General features: G+C 61.1%; 24 protein-coding genes. 11 read left to right on the top strand and 13 right to left on the bottom strand.

Going from position 1 to position 23,552, the window contains the following annotated elements; translation table 11 throughout:
* Positions 1-36: 36 nt before the first annotated feature.
* From E1N52_RS29805 to E1N52_RS29790, 4 genes are read right to left on the bottom strand one after another with little or no spacing between them, the layout of a single operon-like run.
* Positions 37-669 carry a LysE family translocator gene (locus E1N52_RS29805; RefSeq protein WP_133186579.1) on the bottom strand — a complete coding sequence of 211 codons (633 nt, stop codon included), beginning with the start codon at positions 667-669 and terminating at the stop codon, positions 37-39.
* Positions 670-697: 28 nt separating this feature from the next.
* Positions 698-1,666 (bottom strand): MBL fold metallo-hydrolase, encoded by a 969-nt coding sequence (locus tag E1N52_RS29800; protein ID WP_165979469.1) that lies wholly within the window; start codon positions 1,664-1,666, stop codon positions 698-700.
* A gap of 22 nt (positions 1,667-1,688) precedes the next feature.
* Positions 1,689-2,300, bottom strand: a complete 612-nt coding sequence (gstA, locus tag E1N52_RS29795) for a glutathione transferase GstA (protein ID WP_133186577.1) — start codon at positions 2,298-2,300, stop codon at positions 1,689-1,691.
* Positions 2,301-2,349: 49 nt separating this feature from the next.
* Positions 2,350-2,751 (bottom strand): hypothetical protein, encoded by a 402-nt coding sequence (locus tag E1N52_RS29790; protein WP_246089265.1) that lies wholly within the window; start codon positions 2,749-2,751, stop codon positions 2,350-2,352.
* Positions 2,752-2,859: 108 nt separating this feature from the next.
* On the opposite strand from E1N52_RS29790, the gene E1N52_RS29785 reads away from it, so the two are divergent.
* Both E1N52_RS29785 and E1N52_RS29780 read left to right on the top strand, forming a co-directional pair.
* Positions 2,860-3,828 carry a LysR family transcriptional regulator gene (locus tag E1N52_RS29785; RefSeq protein ID WP_133186575.1) on the top strand — a complete coding sequence of 323 codons (969 nt, stop codon included), beginning with the start codon at positions 2,860-2,862 and terminating at the stop codon, positions 3,826-3,828.
* A 161-nt stretch (positions 3,829-3,989) separates the two neighbouring features.
* Positions 3,990-5,009 (top strand): alcohol dehydrogenase, encoded by a 1,020-nt coding sequence (locus tag E1N52_RS29780; RefSeq protein WP_069265783.1) that lies wholly within the window; start codon positions 3,990-3,992, stop codon positions 5,007-5,009.
* A gap of 59 nt (positions 5,010-5,068) precedes the next feature.
* On the opposite strand, the gene E1N52_RS29775 is transcribed toward E1N52_RS29780, so the two are convergent.
* A complete protein-coding gene (locus E1N52_RS29775) occupies positions 5,069-6,835 on the bottom strand; it encodes a SulP family inorganic anion transporter (RefSeq protein WP_133186573.1) in 1,767 nt (588 codons plus the stop codon).
* Positions 6,836-7,235: 400 nt separating this feature from the next.
* Here E1N52_RS29775 and E1N52_RS29770 point away from each other — a divergent pair, with 400 nt between their 5' ends.
* Positions 7,236-7,820 (top strand): ANTAR domain-containing response regulator, encoded by a 585-nt coding sequence (locus E1N52_RS29770; protein WP_133186571.1) that lies wholly within the window; start codon positions 7,236-7,238, stop codon positions 7,818-7,820.
* Positions 7,821-7,840: 20 nt separating this feature from the next.
* Positions 7,841-8,962, top strand: a complete 1,122-nt coding sequence (locus E1N52_RS29765) for a CmpA/NrtA family ABC transporter substrate-binding protein (RefSeq protein ID WP_133186670.1) — start codon at positions 7,841-7,843, stop codon at positions 8,960-8,962.
* A 24-nt stretch (positions 8,963-8,986) separates the two neighbouring features.
* Here E1N52_RS29765 and E1N52_RS29760 read toward each other — a convergent pair whose 3' ends face one another.
* From E1N52_RS29760 to E1N52_RS29740, 5 genes are all read right to left on the bottom strand, one after another.
* Positions 8,987-9,280, bottom strand: a complete 294-nt coding sequence (locus tag E1N52_RS29760; protein WP_133186569.1) for an antibiotic biosynthesis monooxygenase family protein — start codon at positions 9,278-9,280, stop codon at positions 8,987-8,989.
* A 50-nt stretch (positions 9,281-9,330) separates the two neighbouring features.
* A complete protein-coding gene (locus tag E1N52_RS29755; RefSeq protein ID WP_133186567.1) occupies positions 9,331-10,440 on the bottom strand; it encodes an NAD(P)/FAD-dependent oxidoreductase in 1,110 nt (369 codons plus the stop codon).
* A 160-nt stretch (positions 10,441-10,600) separates the two neighbouring features.
* Positions 10,601-11,656: a porin gene (locus E1N52_RS29750; RefSeq protein ID WP_133186668.1), complete on the bottom strand. Its 1,056-nt coding sequence runs from the start codon at positions 11,654-11,656 to the stop codon at positions 10,601-10,603.
* Between the two features lie 253 nt (positions 11,657-11,909).
* Positions 11,910-12,269, bottom strand: coding sequence for a protocatechuate 3,4-dioxygenase (locus E1N52_RS29745; protein WP_133186565.1), 360 nt, complete (start codon positions 12,267-12,269; stop codon positions 11,910-11,912).
* Complete coding sequence (locus tag E1N52_RS29740) at positions 12,266-13,111, bottom strand: gallate dioxygenase (RefSeq protein ID WP_133186563.1); 846 nt, start codon at positions 13,109-13,111, stop codon at positions 12,266-12,268. The genes E1N52_RS29745 and E1N52_RS29740 overlap by 4 nt, the downstream gene beginning before the upstream one ends.
* A 371-nt stretch (positions 13,112-13,482) precedes the next feature.
* Between E1N52_RS29740 and E1N52_RS29735 the strand changes: the two genes are divergently transcribed.
* Positions 13,483-14,223 (top strand): GntR family transcriptional regulator, encoded by a 741-nt coding sequence (locus E1N52_RS29735; RefSeq protein WP_133186561.1) that lies wholly within the window; start codon positions 13,483-13,485, stop codon positions 14,221-14,223.
* Between the two features lie 40 nt (positions 14,224-14,263).
* Positions 14,264-15,523, top strand: a complete 1,260-nt coding sequence (locus E1N52_RS29730) for a LysR family transcriptional regulator (RefSeq protein ID WP_133186559.1) — start codon at positions 14,264-14,266, stop codon at positions 15,521-15,523.
* Positions 15,524-15,694: 171 nt separating this feature from the next.
* Here the strand turns inward: E1N52_RS29730 and E1N52_RS29725 are convergent, their stop codons facing one another.
* Positions 15,695-16,963 carry an HD domain-containing protein gene (locus tag E1N52_RS29725; RefSeq protein ID WP_133186557.1) on the bottom strand — a complete coding sequence of 423 codons (1,269 nt, stop codon included), beginning with the start codon at positions 16,961-16,963 and terminating at the stop codon, positions 15,695-15,697.
* Positions 16,964-17,398: 435 nt separating this feature from the next.
* Between E1N52_RS29725 and E1N52_RS29720 the strand changes: the two genes are divergently transcribed.
* The 5 genes from E1N52_RS29720 to E1N52_RS29700 all read left to right on the top strand — a co-directional run bounded on the left by E1N52_RS29720 (position 17,399) and on the right by E1N52_RS29700 (position 22,660).
* A complete protein-coding gene (locus E1N52_RS29720; RefSeq protein ID WP_133186555.1) occupies positions 17,399-18,070 on the top strand; it encodes an epoxyqueuosine reductase QueH in 672 nt (223 codons plus the stop codon).
* A gap of 259 nt (positions 18,071-18,329) precedes the next feature.
* Entirely contained in the window at positions 18,330-19,313 is a 984-nt protein-coding gene (locus tag E1N52_RS29715) for a DUF1852 domain-containing protein (RefSeq protein WP_133186553.1), read from the top strand.
* 26 nt (positions 19,314-19,339) lie between these two features.
* Positions 19,340-20,368, top strand: a complete 1,029-nt coding sequence (locus tag E1N52_RS29710) for a methionine synthase (RefSeq protein ID WP_205965681.1) — start codon at positions 19,340-19,342, stop codon at positions 20,366-20,368.
* A gap of 191 nt (positions 20,369-20,559) precedes the next feature.
* Positions 20,560-21,069: a flavin reductase family protein gene (locus E1N52_RS29705; protein ID WP_133186551.1), complete on the top strand. Its 510-nt coding sequence runs from the start codon at positions 20,560-20,562 to the stop codon at positions 21,067-21,069.
* A gap of 136 nt (positions 21,070-21,205) precedes the next feature.
* Entirely contained in the window at positions 21,206-22,660 is a 1,455-nt protein-coding gene (locus E1N52_RS29700) for a methylenetetrahydrofolate reductase C-terminal domain-containing protein (RefSeq protein ID WP_133186549.1), read from the top strand.
* Positions 22,661-22,828: 168 nt separating this feature from the next.
* On the opposite strand, the gene rpsU is transcribed toward E1N52_RS29700, so the two are convergent.
* On the bottom strand, positions 22,829-23,041 hold the full coding sequence (rpsU, locus tag E1N52_RS29695; RefSeq protein WP_133186547.1) for a 30S ribosomal protein S21: 213 nt from the start codon (positions 23,039-23,041) through the stop codon (positions 22,829-22,831).
* A 108-nt stretch (positions 23,042-23,149) separates the two neighbouring features.
* Positions 23,150-23,416 carry a translation initiation factor IF-1 gene (gene infA, locus E1N52_RS29690; protein WP_133186545.1) on the bottom strand — a complete coding sequence of 89 codons (267 nt, stop codon included), beginning with the start codon at positions 23,414-23,416 and terminating at the stop codon, positions 23,150-23,152.
* Positions 23,417-23,552: the final 136 nt, after the last annotated feature.

The raw sequence follows: 23,552 nt of genomic DNA, 5'->3' as shown, positions 1-23,552 counted from the left end.
CCATGCAAGAAACAAAAGGCGAATACTGAAACCAGACTAGATACGCGCCGCCAGAAGTTTGATCCCGGCGACCCCGAACACGACAGCCAGACATCCTTCCAGCGCGCGACGGGTCCGCACGTACAGCTTGCGAGCCGAATCCGTCGAAAACAGCACGGCATAACCGCCGAACACCAGGCATCCGATAGCCGCACAGCCTGCGATTAGCGCACCATGGGCAGATCCCGCGCTGTTCGACGACAGCGCGACAATGGAAACCCACACGAGGATGGCTTTCGGATTGGTCAGATGGAGCGTAGCGCCGCGCAAGTAGATGCTCCTCAATGTCGGCGTTCGTTCCACCTGCAATGCGGAGGCGGCTGTTGTCGAAAGCGCGTTGCGTCCGGACTTGAACGCGAGCCACAAGAGATATAGACCACCAAAGATCTTGATTGCAATGATGAACTGCGAATAGGCGATCAAGGCAGCCGACACGCCCAGCGATGCCACCGTCGCCCAAAACATCGACCCCGAGATGACACCGAGTGCGAACATCATCGCCGCCTTCCGCCCATGACTGGCCGCGATGGACATAATGGCAAGGTTGCTCGGCCCGGGACTCGCGGTGCCGATGAAGTACGCCGTATAGGCAAGCAGCAGATTTGTCGAAAAGAAGGCGCTTCCAGTCATGATTGAAAGAGGTTCAATAATTCGTTAGTCAAAGAGAGAAACGCTTGCCTACCGCCGACGGTACGACTCGATCCTTGAACCGCGTTGCCAGTGCGCCAATTGCCCGCCAGCCGGTGCAATGCGCGGCGGCGATCAGCGCAAGATTGAACGGCTCCAGCGCTTCGACTGTGTCTGGAATGATGCTTTCCGTTGCGCCTGACAAATGGAATCCGCCTAGTACCCCGTAGATCGGAACGTCAGGGAATCGATTGCCCGCATGCGTCAAAACGTTGATGAGACCTGCGTGTGAACAGGCTGTAAACACAAACAAACCCTTATTGGCGATATGCACGGCAACATACCGTTCATCCACGAGGGCTTCGTCCAACTCCCATTCGCCGTTAGGGCCGAGCCTGTGCTGGCCAGGCATACCTCGCTCGAAGCTTGTCACGCGCGGGATTTCTCCGCTGACGTAGAACGACTTCGACAGCACCGACTGCTCAACTCTCGTAATCACGAGTTCTGCACCGTTACCGGCAAGCACCTGTTGGCCTGGAATATCCTCCATCGGCATCATGCGGCCCTGCGGATTCTTGACCGCTCGCGATGCAAACATTTCCGGGTGCATATAAGTCGGGACGGGCTTGCCGCCGTTTGCCAGCGTGATCATCTGCAGTGCCCGCGGCATGGCTGCTGCATGATCCCAATGTCCGTGTGACAGCACCATCGCGCCGACCTTGCCGAGATCGAGGCCGAGCCTGACGACGTTACGCTCGAACACCCACTCGTCCGGCCCCGTATCGAACAGAAGCGAGTGCTCCTTGTCGCCAGTTCGGGCTGTGATCAGACAAGACAAACCGTGAGCGGCGCAACAAAGACATTGCCCGCCAAGCCATTTCATCCCGCGCTTCCACGCCCCGGCAACCTCTGTTTCCACATACTTTGGATTTGATGAAAGGTTGTCGGTCACGTTGTCGACGATGACCGTAATCTCCAGGCTGTCGATCGGCTCAATCATATCTGCACCTCCCGGGTACCGTTCAGTTCCGCAGCAGACCTTCCGCCATAAGTGCTTCCCGAACCTGCGGGCGACCGGCCGCGCGTTGCTGAAACGCGGTGACGGCGGGCAGCCGCGAAAAATCCACGCCAACGTGCCTTGCCCAATTCGTCACTGTGAAAAGATAGGCGTCGGCCACCGAGAATCGCTCTCCCAGCAACCATTGCTGGTGCGTGAGGGACCGCTCCACTAAGGCATAATATTTGAACAGTACTGCTCGCTTGTCGTTGCGGATCGATTCGGGCATCGCCGGATTGAAGAGCGGAGCGTAAGTCGTGTGCAAATCGGAATTAATGAAGCCGAGCCATTCCTGCAAACGGTATCGCGCCATCGTCCCGTTGCGAGGAACGAGATCGCGTTCCGGCTTCAAGTCCGCGAGAAACTGCATGATCGCGGGACCTTCCGTAAGAAACATTCCGTCGTCCAGTTCGAGCACCGGCACGTTCCCCTTTGGATTGATGGTGAGAAAGTCGATTCCGCCTTGCGTGCGCTTCGACGACATATCCACCCTTTCGAGTTGAATCGCGATACCCGCTTCGCGTGCAACGATATGCGACGCAAGCGAGCATGCTCCCGGCGAGTAATAAATCTTCATGTTTGGTCCTGACAACGAGTTAGTTCAGCCCAGCACGCTATAACGCTTTCTATTGGGGAGCGGGCGGATTCAGGAGCTTGCTCAACGGCTTCAGTGGGCCTATTGGCAAAAGTGAGAATGTCATCAAGTGGGCCTTTCCCAAGGGAAGCGCCTCGAGCATTTCATGCGCTTGATTGACGTCTGTTACGTTCAGGATGAATGCCACCCCGGCCCGGTCTTGCAGTGAATACCACTGGTCAACTTTGCCCTCGAGGTAGAGCTGCGCCGTCTCGCGCACTTCGGTCGGAAGAATGCTTTGGACAAGTTGCATATCCGTGCCCGGCGGAAAGGTGCCAATCGCCAGAATCTTCGTGGTTGGCGTGGCAGGCATAGGCGTGGTTTGCGACATGGAAACTCCAGCAAAAGCGACCAGCGCAGAGGCGATGGTCAAGTTAAGAAGAAAGCGTTTCATCCAGCGTCCCGTTACGGTGGTGTGAGCCGCTGAATCTCCGGCCCAATTGATGGTGCCAAGGTATCATCGCTATTCGCACGCGGGTATTCATCACAATGTTGACGGGCCATGAAGCAGAACTTCACAGTCAGGCAGGGCGCGCTGGACGGCGTGGAGGTGTTCCTGCGCGTTGCCCAGCATCGGAGTTTTCGCAAGGCGGCCGCGGAACTCGGTGTGACGCCGTCGGCTATCAGCCAGACGGTGCGCGTACTCGAAACGCGCATCGGCGCAGCGCTCTTCATACGCAACTCGCGCAGTGTCGGCTTGACCGAAGCCGGCGAACAGTTTTTCGCGCGCGCCAAGCCGGCCTTCGAGGAACTGGTCGCCGCCAGTGAAGTTGCGCGTGGACTTGGCCAGCGACCGGCTGGATTGCTGCGTCTCTCGGCGCCGCGCGCGGTCATCCCGACCCTGCTGGAGCTGGTCACATCGTTCTGCCGGGCGTATCCCGAGATCGAGGTGGAGCTTGCTGCGAGCAAGGAGGTGACCGACCTGGCAGCCGAAGGATTCGACGCCGCTATCCGGCAGGGGCATCTCGTTGCCCCCGATATGGTCGCGGTGCCAATGACGCCGCCATTTCGTCTCATCGTCGTCGGCAGCCCTGATTACCTCGCCGGGCTCAGCCTGCCCGCTCACCCGAACGATCTGCGCCAGCATGCATGCTTGCGATGGCGTCGGTCCAACGGCGCGCTCGCACTCTGGTCATTCAATGACGACGACCAACCAGTCGAGATCGCCGTATCCGGCCCCCTCATCGCTAGTGACTTTCCCACCGTGCTTGGCGCCGCGATAGAAGGACTGGGCCTGGCCCAGGTGCCTGAGCCTTTGGCCGCTGTCGGGCTGCGATCGGGAGAACTGATAGAGGTGCTGGCGGCCTACGCGCCGATGAGGCCAGGGATGTTTCTCTGCTATCCGGGCCGCCGGCAGGCCATGCCGAAGCTGCGCGCGTTCATCGACCATATGAAGAGCCGCACAGCGGTCGATGGAAAAGCCCGCATACAAGCCGGCGCGAAGCGCGCTGGGTCGCGAAAAGGAGGCTGATACCGCAAAGCCTTCACACTCATAACGCTAACAAACATCCCTCCGCCAAAGCCTCCACGCCGCGCAGCGCGAAGCGCGCGCTCCATCGTCCTACAATGTCGCAGTAGCTATACGTCGCCACGACATCACCGGTGCAAACCTCTCTTTCCCAGGAGCAGACGATGCCAAAGATGCACGTAGTGCAGGTAGCAAAACCGGGCGCCCCTCTCGAACTGGTCGAGCGCGATATTCCCGAGCCGCCCGAAGGTCACGTCCTCGTCAAGGTGCAGGCCTGCGGGATCTGCCATAGCGATTCGCTCACGAAAGAAGGCCAGTGGCCGGGCCTCCAGTTTCCTCGCGTGCCCGGCCACGAGATCGCAGGCGTGATCGAAAAGCTTGGCCCGCGCGTCGACGAATGGAAGGTCGGACAGCGCATCGGCGTGGGCTGGCACGGCGGCCACTGCGGCCATTGCGAACACTGCCGCCATGGCGACTTCGTGCTCTGCAAGAACGGGCAGATTCCCGGCATCAGTTACGACGGCGGCTACGCCGATTACATGGTGGCGCCGCAGGAAGCGCTCGCGCGTATGCCCGACGACCTCTCCGACGTCGACGCCGCGCCGCTCCTGTGCGCGGGCATCACCACCTTCAACGCGCTGCGCAACAGCGGCGCACGCGCGGGCGATGTCGTGGCGATTCTCGGCATTGGCGGTCTCGGCCATCTCGGCGTGCAATACGCCCGCAAAATGGGCTTCGTCACCGTGGCCATCGCGCGCGGGCAGGACAAGGCGCCGCTCGCGAAACAGCTCGGCGCGCATCACTACATCGACAGTTCCTCGCAGGACGTCGCGCAAGCGTTGCTCGCGCTGGGCGGCGCGCGCGTGATCCTCGCCACGGCCACGAGCGGCAAAGCCATGAGCGCTGCGCTGGGCGGTCTCGGCCTGAATGGCAAGCTGATCATGATCGGCGTGTCGGAGGAGCCCGTGGAGGTGCCGATCACGCAGTTCATCATGGGCCGCCACTCGGTGCAGGGCTGGCCCTCGGGCACCGCCGCCGATTCTCAGGATACCCTGGCATTCAGCGCGCTCTCGGGCGTGAAGCCGATGATCGAGGAATATCCGCTGTCGCGCGCGGCGGAAGCCTATGAGCGGATGATGAGCGGCAAGGCGCGCTTTCGCGTTGTGCTCAAGCCCGGCGCCTGACCGGCATCGACGCAAAGTACGGTGCGGTACTGCAAGGCCGGCACCGCATACTCTTTGCGCTACCGTCCCTCTTGCGGCCCGGCTTCGTCTTTCGCGAGGCCGGTCTCGTCGACATAGCGATCGACAGCACTGCTTACGGTCGGATCGAAGCGGTCCGGGCCGATGTCTTCGAGCAAGTCGAAGCGCTTGAGCTTGTCGCGCACCGGGTCCTTCATCTCCGCGAAATGCAGCGCGATGCCGCGCTCGCGCAACGCCTGGGTCAGTTCGCGCAGCATGTCGGCGGACGTGACGTCCACACTCGTCACGGGCTCCGCCGCCACCACGACCCGGCGCACCGGCGTGGGCGACGCTTCCACCGCCTCCATCAGGCGCTGCTGAAACAATTCGGCGTTCGCGAAGAACAACGGCGCGTCCCAGCGAAACAGCACGAGTCCCGGCGTGCGCACGGCTTCGGGATAGCGCTCGATGTCGTGATAGCCGCGCACTCCCTCCACACGGCCGAGCACTGCGAAATGGGGCCGCCAGCCGTCCCAGAGGAATTCGATCACGGCGATCAGGACAGCGAGGCCAATGCCTGGAATCGCCCCGAAAACCGCGACTGCCACGAAGCAACCGATCGAAAGCCAGAACTCCCACTGCTGAATCCGGTAGATGCGTTTGAGATCCGCGATTTCGAACAGCCCGAGCGCGGCGGCGATCACCACCGCGGCGAGCGCGCTATTGGGCAAATAGCGCAACAGATTGGGCGCGACCATGAGCAGCGCGGCCACGGCGAGCGCACCCACGACGCCGGTGAGCTGCGTGCGGGCACCCGCGGCTTCGGCAACCGGCGTGCGCGAAGCGCTGCTGCTGATCGGAAAGCCCTGGAACAAGCCTGCCGCGAAGTTCGCCACGCCGAGGCCCACCATCTCCTGGTTCGGGTCGACGCGCGCATGAAAGCGCGCCGCGTAGGTACGCGAAAGCACGCTCGTATCAGCGAAGGCGATCAACGCGACGGCTGCGCCGCCCAGGACGATCTTGACCAGGTCCACGTTGTCGACCCACGGCAGCGAGAGTCCAGGCAACCCCTGGGGAATCGTGCCCAGCACTTTCACGCCCATGGCGTCGAGATGGAAGAGACTGACCGAGAGCGTGGCCACGATCACGGCGATCAGGATGCCGGGGACCTTGTCGAAGCGCTTGAGCACCAGGATCAGCACGAGGCTTCCCGCGCCCACGGCAAAGCTGTACCAGTTGGCCTGGCCGCGCGCGAGCGCCTGAGCGAGGCTGAGCAGGTCCCTCATCGGACCCTGCTCGTCGATGGAGATGGCGAAGAGCTTCGGCAACTGGCTGATGAGCACGGCTAGCGCAATGCCGTTCATGTAGCCGTATCGAATAGGCTTGGACAGCAGCTCCGTGATGAAGCCGAGACGCAGCAGCCCCATGACGACGCATACGAGACCGGAAACGATCGCCATCATGCTCGCCACGCCGATGGCGCGTGCGGGGTCACCGCCCGCTACCTGCACCACCACGGCGAGTATGGGCGCGGCAAGCGCGGAGTCGGGGCCGAGCACGAGAATGCGGCTGGGCCCGAAAATCGCGTAGGCCAGCAGCGGAATGATCGTGGCATAGAGACCGTAGACACCGGGCACGCCGGACGCCGCCGCATAGGCAATGCCGACCGGCACGAGCATGGTCGTCAGCACCAGTCCCGCGGCGAGATCGCTGAGCAACCAGCCGCCCTGATACGTCTTGATCAACGTGACGCCCGGCAGCCAGCGCAGCCAGGACTGGCTTGCGGTTGCACTTGCGGGCCGTGCTTGGGGGGAGGCGGGTCTTTCCATTTCCATTGGCCGGTTAATTGTCGTGAGAATGCGGGCGCTGGGAATCGTGGAGCCGACGGCGTGCGCTAAAAAGAATAGGTGAAATATGCGTGTCACAAAAGCCGCGCTCGACTGTCTCGAGTCAGGAAACGTGAGCGCAGATTCAGGCCGCACTTTTTCGGGCATCGCCCACAACCACTGCGCCAACTGAGTGCGCCGTATCGACGTCCGCACTGCTGCGGTGCACAACGCGTTGCACACCGCGTTTCTTCACGGCGCGCCGCAGACCCCATCCGGCGCGGCTTTGCGGCCATCGGACAAACTGGCACGCACCTTGCTGATTCCTCGTGCGCGCCCAGCGATGGCGCGTCATGCACCGATTAACCGTCGAAGACGTCATGCCGACGACCACCGAAATCCCATGCTGCGCGTATTGCTCGTAACCGACACCGACAAGCCTATCGGCGACCTGCGCGACGCGCTCGCCAAGCTCGGCTACGACATGCTTGCCGAGCCCGCGACGCCGCAGGCGCTGCATCGCGTCGTCGAGCGCGAGCGGCCCGACGTCATCATCATCGACACGGAGTCGCCCTCGCGCGACACGCTCGAACAGCTCGCGGTGATGAACGCCACTGCGCCGCGCCCGGTGCTGATGTTCAGCCACGACGCCAACCAGCAGCTGATCCGCTCGGCCGTGAACGCGGGCGTGACCGCCTATCTCGTGGAAGGGCTCGCGAGCGAGCGCCTCGCGCCGATCCTCGAAGTCGCGCTCGCGCGCTTTGCACAGGAAGCGCAGCTGCGCGAGCGTCTCACGCTGGCCGAGAACGAACTGGCCGAGCGCAAGCTGATCGACCGCGCGAAGCGCATCCTGATGGAGCAACAGAAGCTGACTGAGCCTGCCGCCTACGCGGCGCTGCGCAAGCGCGCGATGAACCAGAGCGTGAAGCTCGCCGAGGTCGCCCGCCAGATCGTCGCGCTCGCGCAAGCGCAGGATCGCCAAGATTGAGCACGAACGATGCGCCGCCCATGAACGCCACCACCACACTCACCGCGCCCGAGAAAACCCACCTGAAGATCGGCTTCGTGCCGCTCGCCGACGCCGCGCCGCTCGTCGCCGCGAAGCTGCTGGAGTTCGGCCACGCGCACGGCCTCACGCTCGAACTGTCGCGCCAGCCCTCATGGGCCGCGCTGCGCGACAAGCTCCTATCCGGCGAACTCGACGCCGCGCATTCGCTCTACGGGCTCGTGTATGGCGTGCAGCTAGGCCTGGGCGGCCCGCAGACCGACATGGCCGTGCTGATGGTGCTCAACCGCAACGGCCAGGCCATTACGCTCTCGAACCGTCTCGCGGATGCGCTCGCGGAACACGGCTCGCTGCCGCTCGCGCTCGCGACGCTTGCCCGCAAGCCCGTATTCGCGCAGACCTTCCCCACCGGCACGCACGCGATGTGGCTGTACTACTGGCTCGCTTCGCAAGGCGTGCATCCGCTGCGCGATATCGAGAGCGTGGTGATCCCGCCGCCGCAGATGGTGGCTGCGCTCGCGGAAGATCGCCTCGACGGCCTGTGCGTGGGCGAGCCGTGGCCAGGGCTCGCGCAGCAGCGCGGCGTGGGACGCACGATCATCGCGAGCGGCGCGATCTGGCCGGATCATCCCGAGAAGGTGCTCGCCTGCCGGCGCGATTTCGTCGCGCGCCATCCGAACACGGCGCGCGCGCTCGTGCAGACGATGCTCGAAGCGTGCCGCTGGCTGGACGGCGAAGGCAATCGCCGAGAGATTGCGCAGTGGCTCGCGCGACCGGAGATGCTGGGAGTCGACGCCGCGCTGATCGCGGCACGGCTCGAAGCGGACACGGCCTCGCGCACGCCGGGCATGAAGTTCTTCGAGGAAGGCCGCGTGAACTATCCGCACGAATCCGAAGGCGTGTGGTTTCTTACGCAGTTCGAACGATGGGGCATGCTCGCACGCCGAAACGACTATCGCGAGATTGCGCTCGGCTTGAACCAGACGGCGCTGTATGGGCAAGCGGCGGCGGCAATGGGAATTACGCTGCCCGCCGAGACCGCCACCGCGCCGTTCGTCGATGGACGCGTTTGGGATGGCAAAGACGCGGTGGCGTATGTGGAGGGGTTCGGTATCAAGGCGTAAGCGCGGCTGGCCGCGCTCAGCCTCTTACTTCACGACGACCTGCGTGTGCCCCACGACAGGCGGCTTCTCGAAGTACGGGCCGACGAGGCGCCGCCACTCCTGAAAGTCGTCCGATTCGCGAAAGTGCACCATGTGATCCTCGACGGTATCCCACTGCACGACGAGCACATACTGGTTCGGCTCTTCCACGCCGCGCTGCAGTTCCACGCTGCGGCAGCCGCGCGCGCGGTGAAAGAGCGGCAGCGCCATCGCCACGTTTGCCTCGAATTCGGCGTTCTTTCCTGCGCTCACCGTGATATGCGCCATCTCGTAGACCATCTTGTTCTCCTTGTGATTCGCGTTGATTCGCGTTTGATTCGCTACTGCAGTCAGTATGTGTTCAGGCGTTCGATTACTTCATCCGCAATCGCGAGCGAAGCCGTCAGCCCCGGCGACTCGATGCCATAGAGGTTCACGAGCCCGCTCACGCCGTGTTCGCGCGCGTCCTGGATCACGAAGTCGCCGCCGTGTTTGCCTTCGGCCAGCTTCGGGCGAATGCCAGCATAACCCGGTTGCAGCGCGTCGTCAGGCAACGCGGGCCAGTAGGTGCGAATCGCGTCGTAAAATTTCGCCGCGCGGGCCGGATCCACGGTGTAGTCGATCGTGTCGATCCACTCCACGTCGGGACCGAAGCGCGCCTGGCGGCCAAGGTCGATCGTCAGATGCACGCCCAGGCCCCCTTCCTCCGGCACCGGATAGATGAGCCGCGAAAACGGCGCCGAGCCCGTTAGCGAGTAGTAGTTGCCCTTCGCGTACCGCCCCGGCGGGATCGATTGCGCCGGTACACCGTCGATGCAAGCGGCTACCTGCTGCGCGTAAAGGCCCGCGCTGTTCACGACGCGCGTGGCGAGCAATTCCATCGGCTCGTCGCCGCCCACCTTGAGAAGCTTCGGCTGGCCTGGCCTCGCCGCGCCACCCGTGACCGGCGAGCAAAACGCAAGCATGCCGCCCGACGCTTCGAAGTCGCCCTGCAGCGCAAGCATCAAGCCGTGGCTGTCGACAATGCCCGTGGAGGGCGATTCGAGCGCCGCCACGCAATTGAGCGCGGGCTCCCGTGCGCGCGCCTCGTCTCGGTCAAGCCAGCGCAGGTCGTCCACACCGTTGGCGGCTGCCGCCGCGCGAATCGCGCGCAGCGCGTCGAGTTGTCCTCCGTGCGTCGCGACGATGAACTTGCCGCAGCGGCTGTACTCCACGCCCTTCTCTTCGCAATACGCGTAGAGCTTGTGCTTGCCTTGCACGCACAGGCGCGCCTTGAGCGAGCCTTGCGGGTAGTAAATGCCCGCGTGTATCACTTCGCTGTTGCGCGAGCTGGTGCCCGTGCCGATGGCGTTCTCCGCCTCGACGAGGACGGTTTCCCAGCCCTGCTGCGCGCACGCGCGCGCAACCGCGAGACCGACCACGCCCGCGCCGATCACGACGCAATCCACCGTGTCCGTCATGAAACTTCCTTTCTCGTCACGCGAGTGCTGTTGCGACTGGCGTTATTTTGCCCAATTCGCGAGCCTTTCGTGAAAGGATGCGCACAATGAAAAAACGCCACCCGATCAGCCGATCGGGCGGCGTCAAACAACTACCGGAGATGATGAAACTAGCGGGGCATTAGAAGTGCGTATGCAGGCCCACGCGCGCAACCGCCTGGCTCTGGCCGCTCGAAGCGCCGTCCGAGGAGTTCATGCCGTTGATCTGCGCAAGACCGCCCGAGCTGGCGCGCTGGTACACGCCCAGCACGTACACGCTGGTGCGCTTGGAGAGCGCGTAATCGACGATCGCCGCGACCTGGTGCGCGTGATTGTTGTCGACCACGTCGTTGCCCTTCATGTACATGTACGACGCGCCGGCGCTGAGTGCAGGCGTGAAGTTGTAGTGCGCGCCCACCGAACCCTGATACACCGAGCCGCCGTTGGCCGAGTTATGCACCGTCGTAAAGAGGGCGTTCGTGATCCAGCCGCCGAAACGGTAGTGCGCGCCGATACCCCAGTTACGCACGCTCACATCGCCCTCGCCCGTCACGACAGTCTTGAGGTTCGTATAGGCCGCATTCACGCCGAAATCATGCGCCGAGTAGTTCAGCGCGAAGCTCGTGCCGTTGCCCGTGCCGATCGACCCGGCCACGCCACCGAAGCTGTACATCGCGCCCGCGCTGAAACCGCCGAACGTCGGCGACAGATACTTCACGGAGTTGTTGACCGTTTCGCCGGCCATGCGGTCCCAGTCGAACGACCCGGTCGGGTTGTTCGGCAGCGCGAGCTTCTGGAACGGACCCGCGCGGAAATCGTAGAAGTGGCCCGAAAGCTCCGCCGGATCGTTGCCCGCGAAATACAGCGAGTCCGTCATGAAGTCGTACTGGTTACCGAGCGTGAGCTTGCCGAACTTGTCGTTGCTCAGGCCCAGAATCGACGTACGGCTGAATAGGCTCTTGTTCGGCATGAACGCGCCGTTGTCCACCTGGAACTGGTTGACGAGCTGGAAGAAGGCCTTCGTACCGCCGCCCAGGTCTTCCGTGCCGGTCATGCCCCAGAGGTTCGGGCCATTCACGCCGTCGTCCATCTTGACGTTGTGCTTGCCGCCCTGGTTGCTCACGTAGGTAATGCCCGTGTCCATCATGCCGTAGAGCGTGACACTGCTTTGCGCGAACGCCGGTGCAGCGCATGCCATCACACCGATGGCCCCCGTAATCGCCAATGCAATCTTTTTGTACTGCTTATGATCCTGCATTCTCCAAGTCTCCTGTTTTGAACAAACCTGTTTATTCGAGCATCGAAGGTTTGCGCGCTCGCCGCCCCGAGATCTGGCGAGCCGCAAGCAAGCGCGCGGCATGTGGGGCCACGCGGGTCAAACGCGCTCGAGTGGGCAAAACGCCCGCTCGAGCGCAAAAGCGATTCAGGACATCAAGCGGTCAGGCGAATGCTCAGACCGCGTCGGGCACTTTGCGCGTTTTCAGGAACGCTTCGAGGGTTTCGCCGCGCATGCTCGCGTACATGCCCAGATTCGTGATCTTCACGACGCGCGCGAACTTTTCGAGCACGAAGAAGCACACGCCGTATTGAATGAGGCCGAGCCAGTCCGTTGCGTCGACGAGCGCGCGTTCCTCTGTGGTGAGCGCGGCAGCGTCGTAGGCGGCCTTGCGGTCGCGCTGCCACAGGTCGCGCGCTTGTGGCAGGCGCATTTCCCAGAAGAAGCGATTCAGGCGCATGGCCTTCATGCTTTGGCGAATGTCGAAGGGGTAGGTGCCCGTCAGTTCCTCGATGCCAACCAGTTGCGGATTCATTGCCGGCCCTCTTCTTCGTACACCGTGACCGCCATCGCCGTGCTGGTCGCGAGATAGTAATTGCGATGGACTTCGCGGATCTTGCCGCCCAGCGCCCCGCGCATGGCGAGCCACATGATCGTCTCCACGCTTTCCGCGCCGCCAAGGCGCACGTAGTCCACGTGCTTCATGCGTGCGAGGCGTTCCGGATCGTTCACGATCAGATCGAGGAACTCCATGTCCCATTCGGTGTTGTTGTAGCCGCTGCGTTCGCCGTGCACCTGGTGCGAAAGCCCGCCCGTGCCGACCACCACCACATCGAGATCCTGCTCGAACGATTCGATCGCGCGGCGCAGCGCCTGGCCGATCCGGTAGCAGCGGTTAGCGGTGGGCAGCGGATACTGGAGCACGTTCACCTGGATCGGCACCAGCGCCGCGGGCCAACCGCCTTCGTGCGGCAGCATGAGCGAAAGCGGCGAGTTGCAGCCGTGGTCGAGCGGCTTGTCCTGGAAGATCGTGAGATCGAACTCGTCGTTGACGAGTTGCTCGGCAATATGGATCGCGAGGTCGGGATGGCCCGCGATGTCCGGCAGCGCCCGCTTGCCCGCGCCTTCGTCGGCGAACTCGTGATTCGCGGAGACGCCCAGCGCGAACGTCGGATAGCAGTCGAAGAAGAAACTGTTGGCGTGGTCGTTGTAGAACATCACGAGCGCGTCTGGTTTGCGCTCGGCGAGCCACTTCGCCACCGGTTCGTATCCCTGGAAGAGCGGCGCCCACGCGGGTTCGTTCTGCTTGCCCTTGTCGTATGCCATGCCGATTGTCGGCACGTGCGATGTGCCGATGCCGCCCACTATTCTTGCCATGATCTTGCCCTCTGCTGCTGTTCATGCGGCGCGCTCGCGCCGCGCTGGACCGGATGCGCCGGCAGGCGCCTTCGATCCATCACTTGGGATACGAAATTACAAAAATGCCACCCAAACCGTAAGCAAGGGTTAACCACGAATTTTTCCCTTTTCCTCATAAATTCAGGGCTTATGAGTGTTTCCACACACTCGGCCGATCGCCCAAACCCGCGCGCCGCAACGGTTTTTGGTATCCTGAAACTCCATTGCGGGACCTGCGGCGGATCCGCCCCGGCACCCCCCTCATAAACGAAACAGATATCAAAAGAACGAACTCGCAAGGGCCGCGCGCCATATGCCGCGCGCCTCGCCCGTTGCGATTCACGGATGACATGAACGGGACGACCCAGCAAACCATCGTGCAGTCGCTGCGCACGCGCATCCTCTCCGGCGAACTCGAACCCGGCGAGCGGCTCGTCGAGGCGCAGCTCGCCGAGCGCCTCGGCATTTCGCGCACGCCGCTGCGCTATGCGCTGAGTGTGCTCGCCACCGAAGGCCTCGTCGAGCGCTCGGGCGCACGCGGCTACACCGTGCGGCGCTTTTCGGTGACCGACGTGCTCAACGCCATCGACGTGCGCGGCGTGCTCGAAGGGCTCGCCGCACGAACGGTCGCCGAGCGCGGCGTGGACACGGCGCTCGCACGCGCGCTCGAAGACTGCCTGCGTGAAGGCGACGCGATTTTCGCGGCCGGTGTGCTCGACAGCGAAGCGGAAACGCGCTACGCCGCGATGAACGGCCGCTTCCACGCACTCATCGTGGAAGCGGCGCACAATCTTGCGGTGAGCGCCGCGCTCGGGCTCAACGACAAGATTCCTTTCGTCTCGCCGGGCACGGTGGTGTTCGACAAGGCCGCGCAGCAGCGCCAATTCATGATGCTCTCGTATGCGCACCGCCAGCATCACGCCATTGTCGGCGCGCTTGTGAACGGCGAAGGCGCACGCGTCGAGGCGCTGATGAAAGAGCACACGCATATTTCAAAGGAGAGCCTCAATCTTTCGGTCGACCGTCTGCATCTGAGCGCGGTCGGCGACGCCGCTGCCGCAGTTGCCACGGTTGTCACGGTCGCCGCATGAGACACGGCGCGTATCCCACCCAAAACGACATGATCGAACCGTGAGCCAGCCCGAACTCTTGAACCTCGCGCATCTGCGCGCTTTTCGCCTCGTGGCCGACACCGGCAGCGCCACGCGCGCCGCTTCGGCTCTGTACCGTGCGCAATCGGCCGTCACGCGCTCGGTGCAGGAACTGGAGACGGCGCTGGGCGCGCCGCTCTTCGAGCGTAAGCCTTCGGGCATGCTGCCCACTGCCGTGGGGCGCGTGGTGCTCGAGCGCTGCGCGCGCATTTTTGGCGAACTGGAAGAACTCGCGCAGTGGTGCGCCGCGCGCCAGGCGCGCCGGCGCGCGTTGAGCGAAGGCACGCTGCCCGCGTATCTGCTCAACACGCGGCGGCTGCAGCTATTCGTCGCCCTCGCGCGGCACCGCCATATGCCGAGCACGGCCAATGCATTCGGCATAAGCCAGCCCGCCGTGAGCAGCGCCATGCGCGTGCTCGAAAGCGGCTCGGGTGTCACGCTGTTCCATCGAGGGCCGCGCGGCGTGCTGCTCACGGCCGAGGGTGAGACCTTCCTGCTGCACGTGCGGCGCGCGCTCAACGAACTGCGCCATGTGCCCGACGACATCGCGGCGTTGCACGGCAATATCCAGGGTTCGGTGACGGTGGGCGCGCTGCCTCTGGGCCGCACGCTGATCCTGCCGGCCGCTATCGCGCGCCTTTCCGCACAGCATCCGGGCGTGCGCGTGGTGACAGACGAAAGCGCTTATGAACTGCTCGTGGCAGGCCTGCGCGCGGGCGACGTGGACTTCGTGCTCGGCGCGCTGCGCGAAAACGACGCGGCAAGCGGCCTTGGCAACGAACGACTGATGTCGGAAGACATGGTCGTGCTCGCGAGGCGCGACCATCCGCTCGCGAAAAAGCACGGCCTCACGCTGAACGATCTGCGTGATGCGCAATGGATACTTTCGCGCACGCATTCGCCCTCGCGCGGGCTGCTCGAAGCGCAGTTCCGCCGCGTGAAGCTCAAGCCGCCCCTGCCCACCGTCGAGACTGCCGATCTCGCCGTGATTCGCGGGCTGCTGCTCGGCACGGACATGATCACGGCGCTCTCGGCGCAGCAGTTGCACTACGAAATCGAGTCAGGGCAGTTGGTGATTCTCGATGTGCCGCTGCAGCACACGCGCCGCGATATCGGGCTCACGCTGCGCGCGCAGGGCTCGCCCTCGCCTGCGGCGCGCGCGCTGATCGACGCGATCCGGCTCGCAGTGATGGATGTTGCGCCCGCAACGCGTGTGGTGGAGGGACGGCGCGCGGGTTGAGCGTGGTGGGTGACCCACAGCGGTCACCCAAGCGACGTTTCAGTATGGCCGCTTCGGGCCGGCACTACGGACGTTCATTGCCGGTTTATCTGCACCGCCCTCGCGCGTGCCCAGGACAATCTGCCTGGCGATGCCCTGTTTGCCGAGCTCGAGGTCATGCTTTGGGCGACGTCAAGCGGACTTTGGCCCGAGTTCCGAGGGAAGGCCCAACATATCAGCCGCCACCGCGGCAGCGCGCACGACAGCCTGCTCCGGTACGAATACGTAAAATCGCCAGAGATCGGCGTAGCGATCCTGTAGCGCGCCGATTTCTCCGAAGGCTTCATTTCCCCGGTCATTCAGCAGTTCGACGCCGCGAATCGTTTCGACGGGTGCCGTCGCTTCCTTCATCATCGTGAGCGCCGGACAGTAGACCACGACATCAGCGAAATCGAGCCCCAGTTGACCGGCGAACTCCGCTTCCAGGCGGGCACGCGTGCTGGGTGACGAGTGGTACAGGGCGACCCATTCCGTCCTCCGGTCGGCCGGCACGCTGCGCCCAGAAACCACATACCCGCGTTTCAGCAGGTCTCGCCTGCTGGTCCGCCGGGCGAGCGCGGTAGCACCGGCAATACCGCAACGTCCGAGCCGATCGAGAAGCGTCCAGTCGTTGAGTTCAAGCAGGTCGCTCTCCACCAGTGCGCCGTGTGCTACGGCGGTCTCAACGGCCTTAGAGATCATCGCGCCTGCAGCCACCTTGGTGTGGTGATAGTAGACGCGCTCGGTGAGGTAATAGCGCAGCCTAAGCACGCCAATGATCTCCGAACGTGCGTCGGGGCGATCCATGCCATGCCGTGCCAGCCGGATGACGAGGCGATCGTCGCGCTCGGCGAAGCAGCGGAAAATACGGTCATCGTAGTTCTGCGATAGTCCCGCGAAATAACTGTCGCGCCGTAAATAGTCGAGCAAGTCTGCGTCGATACAACCCGACACAATGTCCCTTGCCCATCGAGGCGCCCGCTCATTTGACGGCAACCCGAGCAGATGCCCGACGATGTCACGTAATCCAAGGCGCTCAAGCGTGAGGCCCAGTTCGCCCGAAAACATCTGCGCGAGACGCGAGCCTTCATCATGGCGGTCGAAAAGCCGGCGTTCATCTTCGAGCGTGTGCCCGAACGGCACGTGCGTTACGTCATGCAGCAGGGCCGCGACACCAATCGCTGTCTCAAGATCCCTTGTGACATGGAGTCCGGAATCACGCAGCGCATCGACAATTTCGTGGGCGACTGCACAGACCCCAACCGAGTGATCGAACCGCGTATGCAGTGCGCCCGGATAAACCAGGTGCGCGGTGCCGAGCTGCTTGATACCGCGCAGCCGCTGGACGATTCCGAGATCGGCTATCTCGACTTCGGCCGGGTTGAGTTCAATATCGCCGTGAATGGGGTCACGTAGCAACATGTTTGTCGTGGCAGTGAGCCAGGAAGAACCGAACAATCCTTATCGTACGCGAACGCACTGCGAGGCCAATGACCGGATTTTCGGATGAACGAAACTAATGGATATATGAAGAATAATCCATGGTCGGATAGCAGGCGGTCCACGATAATTACGGGCTACCCCAGCACATTTAGCGTTTCCGCTTCAAGGCATGACTCTTCGGATCGACGAGCCAGCTAAATATGCGCCGCTGGAACAACTGGCGCTTTAGCCAAAGTGCGGCTTCGCGAGCACTGTCCACGCCATGAATTTGCGGTAGCGGCGCAACGCGACAAGCTCAAACTCGTACTCGATACAACACGTGAAATCTGGCGCGAGGCCTGAAAGACCACCGTCGCTGCGTCAACATGCCGGTTCTGTATCAGCCTGCGTGACGTTTCAGCGAAAGGAGATGTCATGACATCAACCGATAACCGTAAGCCTCTCCCACTGCCTGGCGGCCAGAGCAAGGTGCTGCTGCACTCGTGCTGCGCGCCGTGCTCCGGGGAAGTCATGGAAGCCATGGTGGCGTCGGGCATCGACTTCACGATCTTTTTTTACAACCCGAATATTCATCCGCGCAAGGAATACGACCTGCGCAAGGATGAAAACATCCGCTTTGCCGAAAAGTTTGGCATTCCCTTCGTCGATGCCGATTACGACCGGGATAACTGGTTCGAACGCGCACGCGGGATGGAGAACGAACCGGAACGCGGCGTACGCTGCACGATGTGCTTCGACATGCGTTTCGAGCGGACCGCGCTTTACGCGCACGAAAATGGCTTCCCGGTGATCACGAGTTCGCTGGGCATCTCGCGCTGGAAGAACATGCAGCAGATCAACGAGAGCGGCGTGCGCGCGGCTTCGCATTACCCCGATCTGATGTACTGGGAGTACAACTGGCGCAAGGCAGGCGGATCAGCCCGCATGATCGAGATCAGCAAGCGCGAAAACTTCTACCAGCAAGAATATTGCGGCTGCGTCTACTCGCTACGCGACACCAATCGGCATCGCCTGGAAAGCGGCCGGGAACGCATTCAGCTAGGCGTGAAGTTCTACGGCGACGACGACTCCGCAATCGAATCCTGATCTCGCCATCCGCCCGGAGAAGCAGGCTGTCCGGCTTGAAGACACCACATTCGGGCCTTCAGCACGCAGGGAAGTGGATGGGGAAAGTGCGGGGGGAAGGGCAAGTCGGGGAGCGGTCAACACGCACACGGCTCCATGAAGGATCTTAATGGATGCATGAAATCAATTCATTTTTTTTCATGAGTCGTCTAGCATAAAATTCTGAAAATGCAAGAAGTAAATGCAGCTTCTACATCAGAATCCACGTTGCCAGATCAAAATGAGTAAAGATTTTACGTTTTCCATCAAGAGCATTTGTTTCGACGAGGACTATCGTCCGTCAGACAATACGCGTATCACGACCAACTTTGCTAACCTGGCGAGAGGAACGAGTCGCCAGGAGAATCTGCGCAACACCTTCAGAATGATTGACAATCGTTTCAATGCCTTGGCGCATTGGGACAACCCTGAAGGCGATCGCTATACGGTCAAACTTGAAATCATCTCCGTCGAGATGAATATTGAAGGCGAAAGCAGTGCTAGTGCCCTCCCTTTGATCGAAATATTGAAAACGAATATTGTCGATCGGAAAACCGGCGAGCGCATTGAGGGCATTGCAGGGAATAATTTCTCGTCTTACGTGCGGGATTATGACTTTAGCGTGCTCTTGCTGGAGCACAACAAGAACCAGTCGAATTTCAGCACTCCAGAAAACTTTGGAGACCTGCATGGGAAGCTGTTCCAGTGCTTCGTGAATTCAAGCGCCTACAAGAATAATTTCAAGAAGCCGCCCGTCATATGCCTCAGCGTTTCGAGCAGCAAGACCTATCGTCGGACAGAAAATCAGCATCCTGTCCTGGGCGTTGAATACGAGCAGGATGAATATTCGCTCACTGACGAATATTTCAAAAAAATGGGGCTGAAGGTTCGTTATTTCATGCCACCGAACAGTGCTGCGCCTTTGGCATTCTATTTTGTCGGCGATTTGCTTGGTGACTACACCAATCTTGAGCTTATCGGCACCATCAGCACGATGGATACCTTCCAGAAGATTTATCGCCCTGAGATTTACAATGCGAATTCGGCAGCAGGAAAATCCTATCAGCCAAGTTTGAAGCATGAGGATTATTCGCTAACCCGAATTGTTTATGATCGAGAAGAACGTAGCCGACTGGCTATTGAGCAGGGAAGGTTTGTTGAAGAGCAGTTTATCAAACCCTATCAGGCTGTTCTTGAGCAGTGGTCTGCTAACTACGCTCTTTGATTAACCAAAACGCAAGGTCATCTATTGTGAAAAAATTGCTACCCACTTCAACTGCTGGCAGCCTGCCTAAACCCTCCTGGCTCGCAGAACCCGAGAAACTTTGGTCACCGTGGAAATTGCAGGATGAAGGATTGATTGAGGGCAAACAGGATGCCTTGCGTTTGTCACTGCAAGAACAACAACACTCAGGTATCGATATCGTCAGCGATGGCGAACAAACGCGTCAGCATTTTGTGACCACGTTTATCGAGCACCTGGACGGCGTCGATTTCGAGAACCGCAAGACCGTCAGAATTCGTGATCGCTATGATGCAAGCGTACCGACGGTCGTTGGTGCTGTTGCTCGCCAGAAGCCGGTCTTTGTCGAAGATGCCAGGTTCTTGCGTCAGCAAACGAAGCAACCCATCAAATGGGCGCTCCCCGGCCCGATGACGATGATCGATACGCTCTACGACGATCACTATAAAAGCCGCGAAAAACTGGCCTGGGAATTCGCCAAAATCCTGAATCAGGAAGCCAGGGAGCTGGAAGCTGCCGGGGTCGATATTATTCAGTTTGATGAACCCGCATTCAATGTGTTCTTCGATGAGGTGAATGAGTGGGGCGTTGCCACGCTGGAAAGGGCCATCGAAGGGCTTAAGTGCGAAACGGCTGTCCATATTTGCTATGGCTATGGCATCAAGGCCAATACGGACTGGAAGAAGACGCTGGGGTCGGAGTGGCGGCAGTATGAAGAGGCTTTCCCCAAGCTGCAAAAGTCCAGTATCGGCATGGTCTCGCTGGAATGCCACAACTCTCACGTTCCGATGGATCTCATCGAGCTTATTCGCGGCAAGAAAGTGATGGTGGGGGCCATTGACGTGGCTAGCAATACCATCGAAACGCCCGAGGAAGTCGCCAATACCCTGCGAAAAGCACTCCAGTTTGTCGATGCCGACAAGCTCTATCCTTGCACCAACTGCGGCATGGCGCCCCTGTCTCGTGCAATCGCGAAAGGCAAGCTGGAAGCCTTGAGTGCAGGCGCAGAAATCGTCCGAAGCGAACTCTCGAACTGATTCTGGGACGGAAATGGCCGTCGTGAGCTGCTCGCGACGGCCAAACGCGGAGAATTGGGTGGGCGATTTGGTCGGTTCTGATCGATGGGTCGCTTTCAGCGTTGGCAAAAGCTGAAGTCAGCCAACATTACCGGACTACTTCAGGCCCCTCCTTAACACTTTCGAGCTGCACCCAGTATCTAGTACCAACTATGTCACTCCCTAGTCCTGCTATCGAGCCATTGCGCTTTCGCGAAGCGCTCGGGCACTACGCATCCGGTATCACGGTGATTACGTCACACATCGATAGCGAGCCGATTGGCTTCACTTGCCAGTCGTTCTATAGCGTGTCGATGAGCCCGCCGCTGGTGTCATTCAGCGTAATGTCCAGTTCGGCCAGCTATCCCAGGATTCGCCAGGCTGGTCGATTCGCAGTCAATATCCTGTCAGATGAGCAAGTCGGGATTTCCAACCAGTTCGCTCGGCGAGGCACGGACAAGTGGCACGGAATCGAATGGCAGGAATCGCCGCTGGGTAATCCGATCATTGGCGGCAGCCTGCATTGGCTTGATTGCGAAATATATGCCGAGCACGCCGCAGGTGATCATTTGATCGTGATTGGTGAAGTGAAAGCGCTAGACCTGCGCGAAGCTGCTGCTACGCAGCCATTGCTGTATTTCAAAGGTCAATATCGCAACATCGCCGCGCATAACGCGGTTTGAGCGTTTATCTCCACTGGACGCCTGCGCAATTGTTCCGCCCCGCATGCGGCTGGCTATCATCGCAGTCGTTGCTCTGCACTCTCACCAAGAGGCTGCGGCAACGACGCCACTCTGATTTACACGGTAGCGAGCTGTCTTGAGTTCATTGAAACAGGCGCTGAACGAAGGACGTTTCGTCTGCGTGCTTGAGGTCGTTCCTCAACAGTCCCCTTCGCGCCTGGCCGCACTTGAGCAAATCGTGCAACGCGGGCACCTGGCAGGTTGGCCGTTACTGCCAGCTTTCGCCGATCGTGTCGGCCTGCACTCGGACCTGAGCCCCCTGGAAGGCGCTGGAGCATTGGGAAATCCGCCCTCATCCTTGCTGCATTTTTCCGGCAAGGATCGCGAGCGTGCAGACTTGCTGCTCCAGATGGAGTCGATGAAGGCCCGTGGTCTGGAGCAATTGTTGCTGCTCAGTGGGGATCGCTTGCCAGGCCACATTCCTGGTCAGGCACCCGTGCGCTATCTGGAGTCGGTACCTGCACTGCAGATTGCCCGTGCGCACTACCCGGACTGGCTGTTGGGCGCCGCGTTGAACCCGTTCAAATACCGCGAAGAAGAAGGCGGCGCACAGTATCTGAAGGCGCAGAAAAAGCTTCTGGCTGGCGCTGATTTCCTTACCCTGCAACTGGGTTTTGACGCCGCCAAGCATAGTGAAGCCCAGACCTGGATGCGCGCTCAGGCATGCATGAAACCGATGCTGGCCTGTGTGATGAGGCTGACCGACAAGCGCGCGTCCTTTCTGCAGGCCGTGCCCGGCGTCGTCATCACCGAATCCATGCGCGAGCTGTTGGGCAGGGAGCAGCAGGCATCGCAGGCCTATGCCAGCGCACGAAGCCTCGAGCGCCTGGCACTGCAGATAGTGGGCCTGCAATTGATGGGCTATGCCGGTGCTCATGTGTCCGGGGTGCATACGCTGGACGAACTGCTTTCGTTGGAGCAGGCAATCATCGAGCAGCGGGACAGCATGACCACACTGACCGATTGGGCCGAACGATGGCATGCAAGTTGGCAGATGCCCGGGGCGCCCGACGTGTGCTTCGCTCCCGAAGCCGGTGCGTGGGAAATGGGGCAATCCGATGTCACCGCCACCCGCCGGGAGCGCTTGGGATACACGCTGCTCTCTACGGTACATGGCCAGTTCTTCAGTCGCACGGGATGGCTCAGTAGAGCCTTTGGCTGGAGCGTGACGCGGCCGATCTGGAAGGTCGGCGTGGCTGCGAATGCACTACATGCTGTCGAACGGACGGTCAAACGGCCGCTGGTCGGCTGTGATACCTGCGGCCGCTGCCGCTTGCAGGACACCGTCTACGTCTGCCCCGAGACATGCCCCAAAGGCCTGGCGAACGGCCCCTGTGGCGGTACCCGGCTCAATCGTTGTGAATTTGACGACCGGGAGTGCGTGCACAGTGTCAAATACCGGATCGCCAAATCTGCCGATCAATTACCCGTGCTGGCTCAGACGTTGATTCCCTGCATCGAAGCAGAAAACAGGCACCGCAGCTCCTGGCCTGAATGGTTCGAGGCAGAAGATACGACGCAAGGGCTCTGAATCGAACCCCAAAGAGTGATAGCTGGCCATGCACCAATGGACCCCGCCGAGTCGCATTCAACCGGCCACTCACCCCAGATCAGAACCGGGCGCCCATGCGAGGGTTACGCGAGGCACCCGCCTGGGCACGAGACAGCCGCTTCAGCACGGCCGCCTGCTAATTCCGGCTCAGTACCGCTTTTTCGGCGGCAACGAGCGTTTGATCTGCTTGCGCAGGCGTGCCACCGCAGCAGCCTTTTTGCGCTTGCGTTCTGTGGTAGGTTTTTCATAGGCTGTCCGGGCACGAAGTTCCGGAATCAAGCCGTTGCGCTCGATCGCGCGACGGAAACGGCGCAATGCAACTTCCATGGGCTCGTCGGGTTTCAGAATTACGGTAGTCAATTTTTTTCCTTGATTGGGATCCAGCAGCGTTGGCGAATGGTGATGTGGATGTGCACGCACCGTCGTGGTAGAGGTAAGAATCACCGCCGACGGTCACGTATCGCGGCATTAGCGACGGCGAAATGCGGGTCTTTGTGTTGCGCCGCCGCTGCGTTCATCCTTATGCCGAAAATTGATTCGTCCTTTCGTCAGGTCGTACACCGAGAGTTCCAGCGTTACCCGATCGCCCGCAAGGATGCGGATGTGATTCTTGCGAATTCGACCGGACGCGTACGCCCCTACCACCACGCCATTGTCGAGCGTGACGCGGTAGCGGCTGTCTGGGAGCACTTCTTCAACGATACCGTCGAGTTCCAGCAGTTCTTCTTTGGCCATTCAAGGTTCCTTATCAATTTGCGGGACATGGGCGCGGATGCCGCGTTGAGGAAGAGCCGCAAGCGTTGATCGACACGCGCCCGCGCGGTAGTGGTAGTGGGAGGCACGAAAACAGCTGCGCGGCCGTTGCGCCCGG

Source organism: Paraburkholderia guartelaensis, assembly GCF_004353905.1.
Classification (GTDB): domain Bacteria; phylum Pseudomonadota; class Gammaproteobacteria; order Burkholderiales; family Burkholderiaceae; genus Paraburkholderia; species Paraburkholderia guartelaensis.
This window is presented reverse-complemented; position numbering and strand designations above follow the sequence as displayed.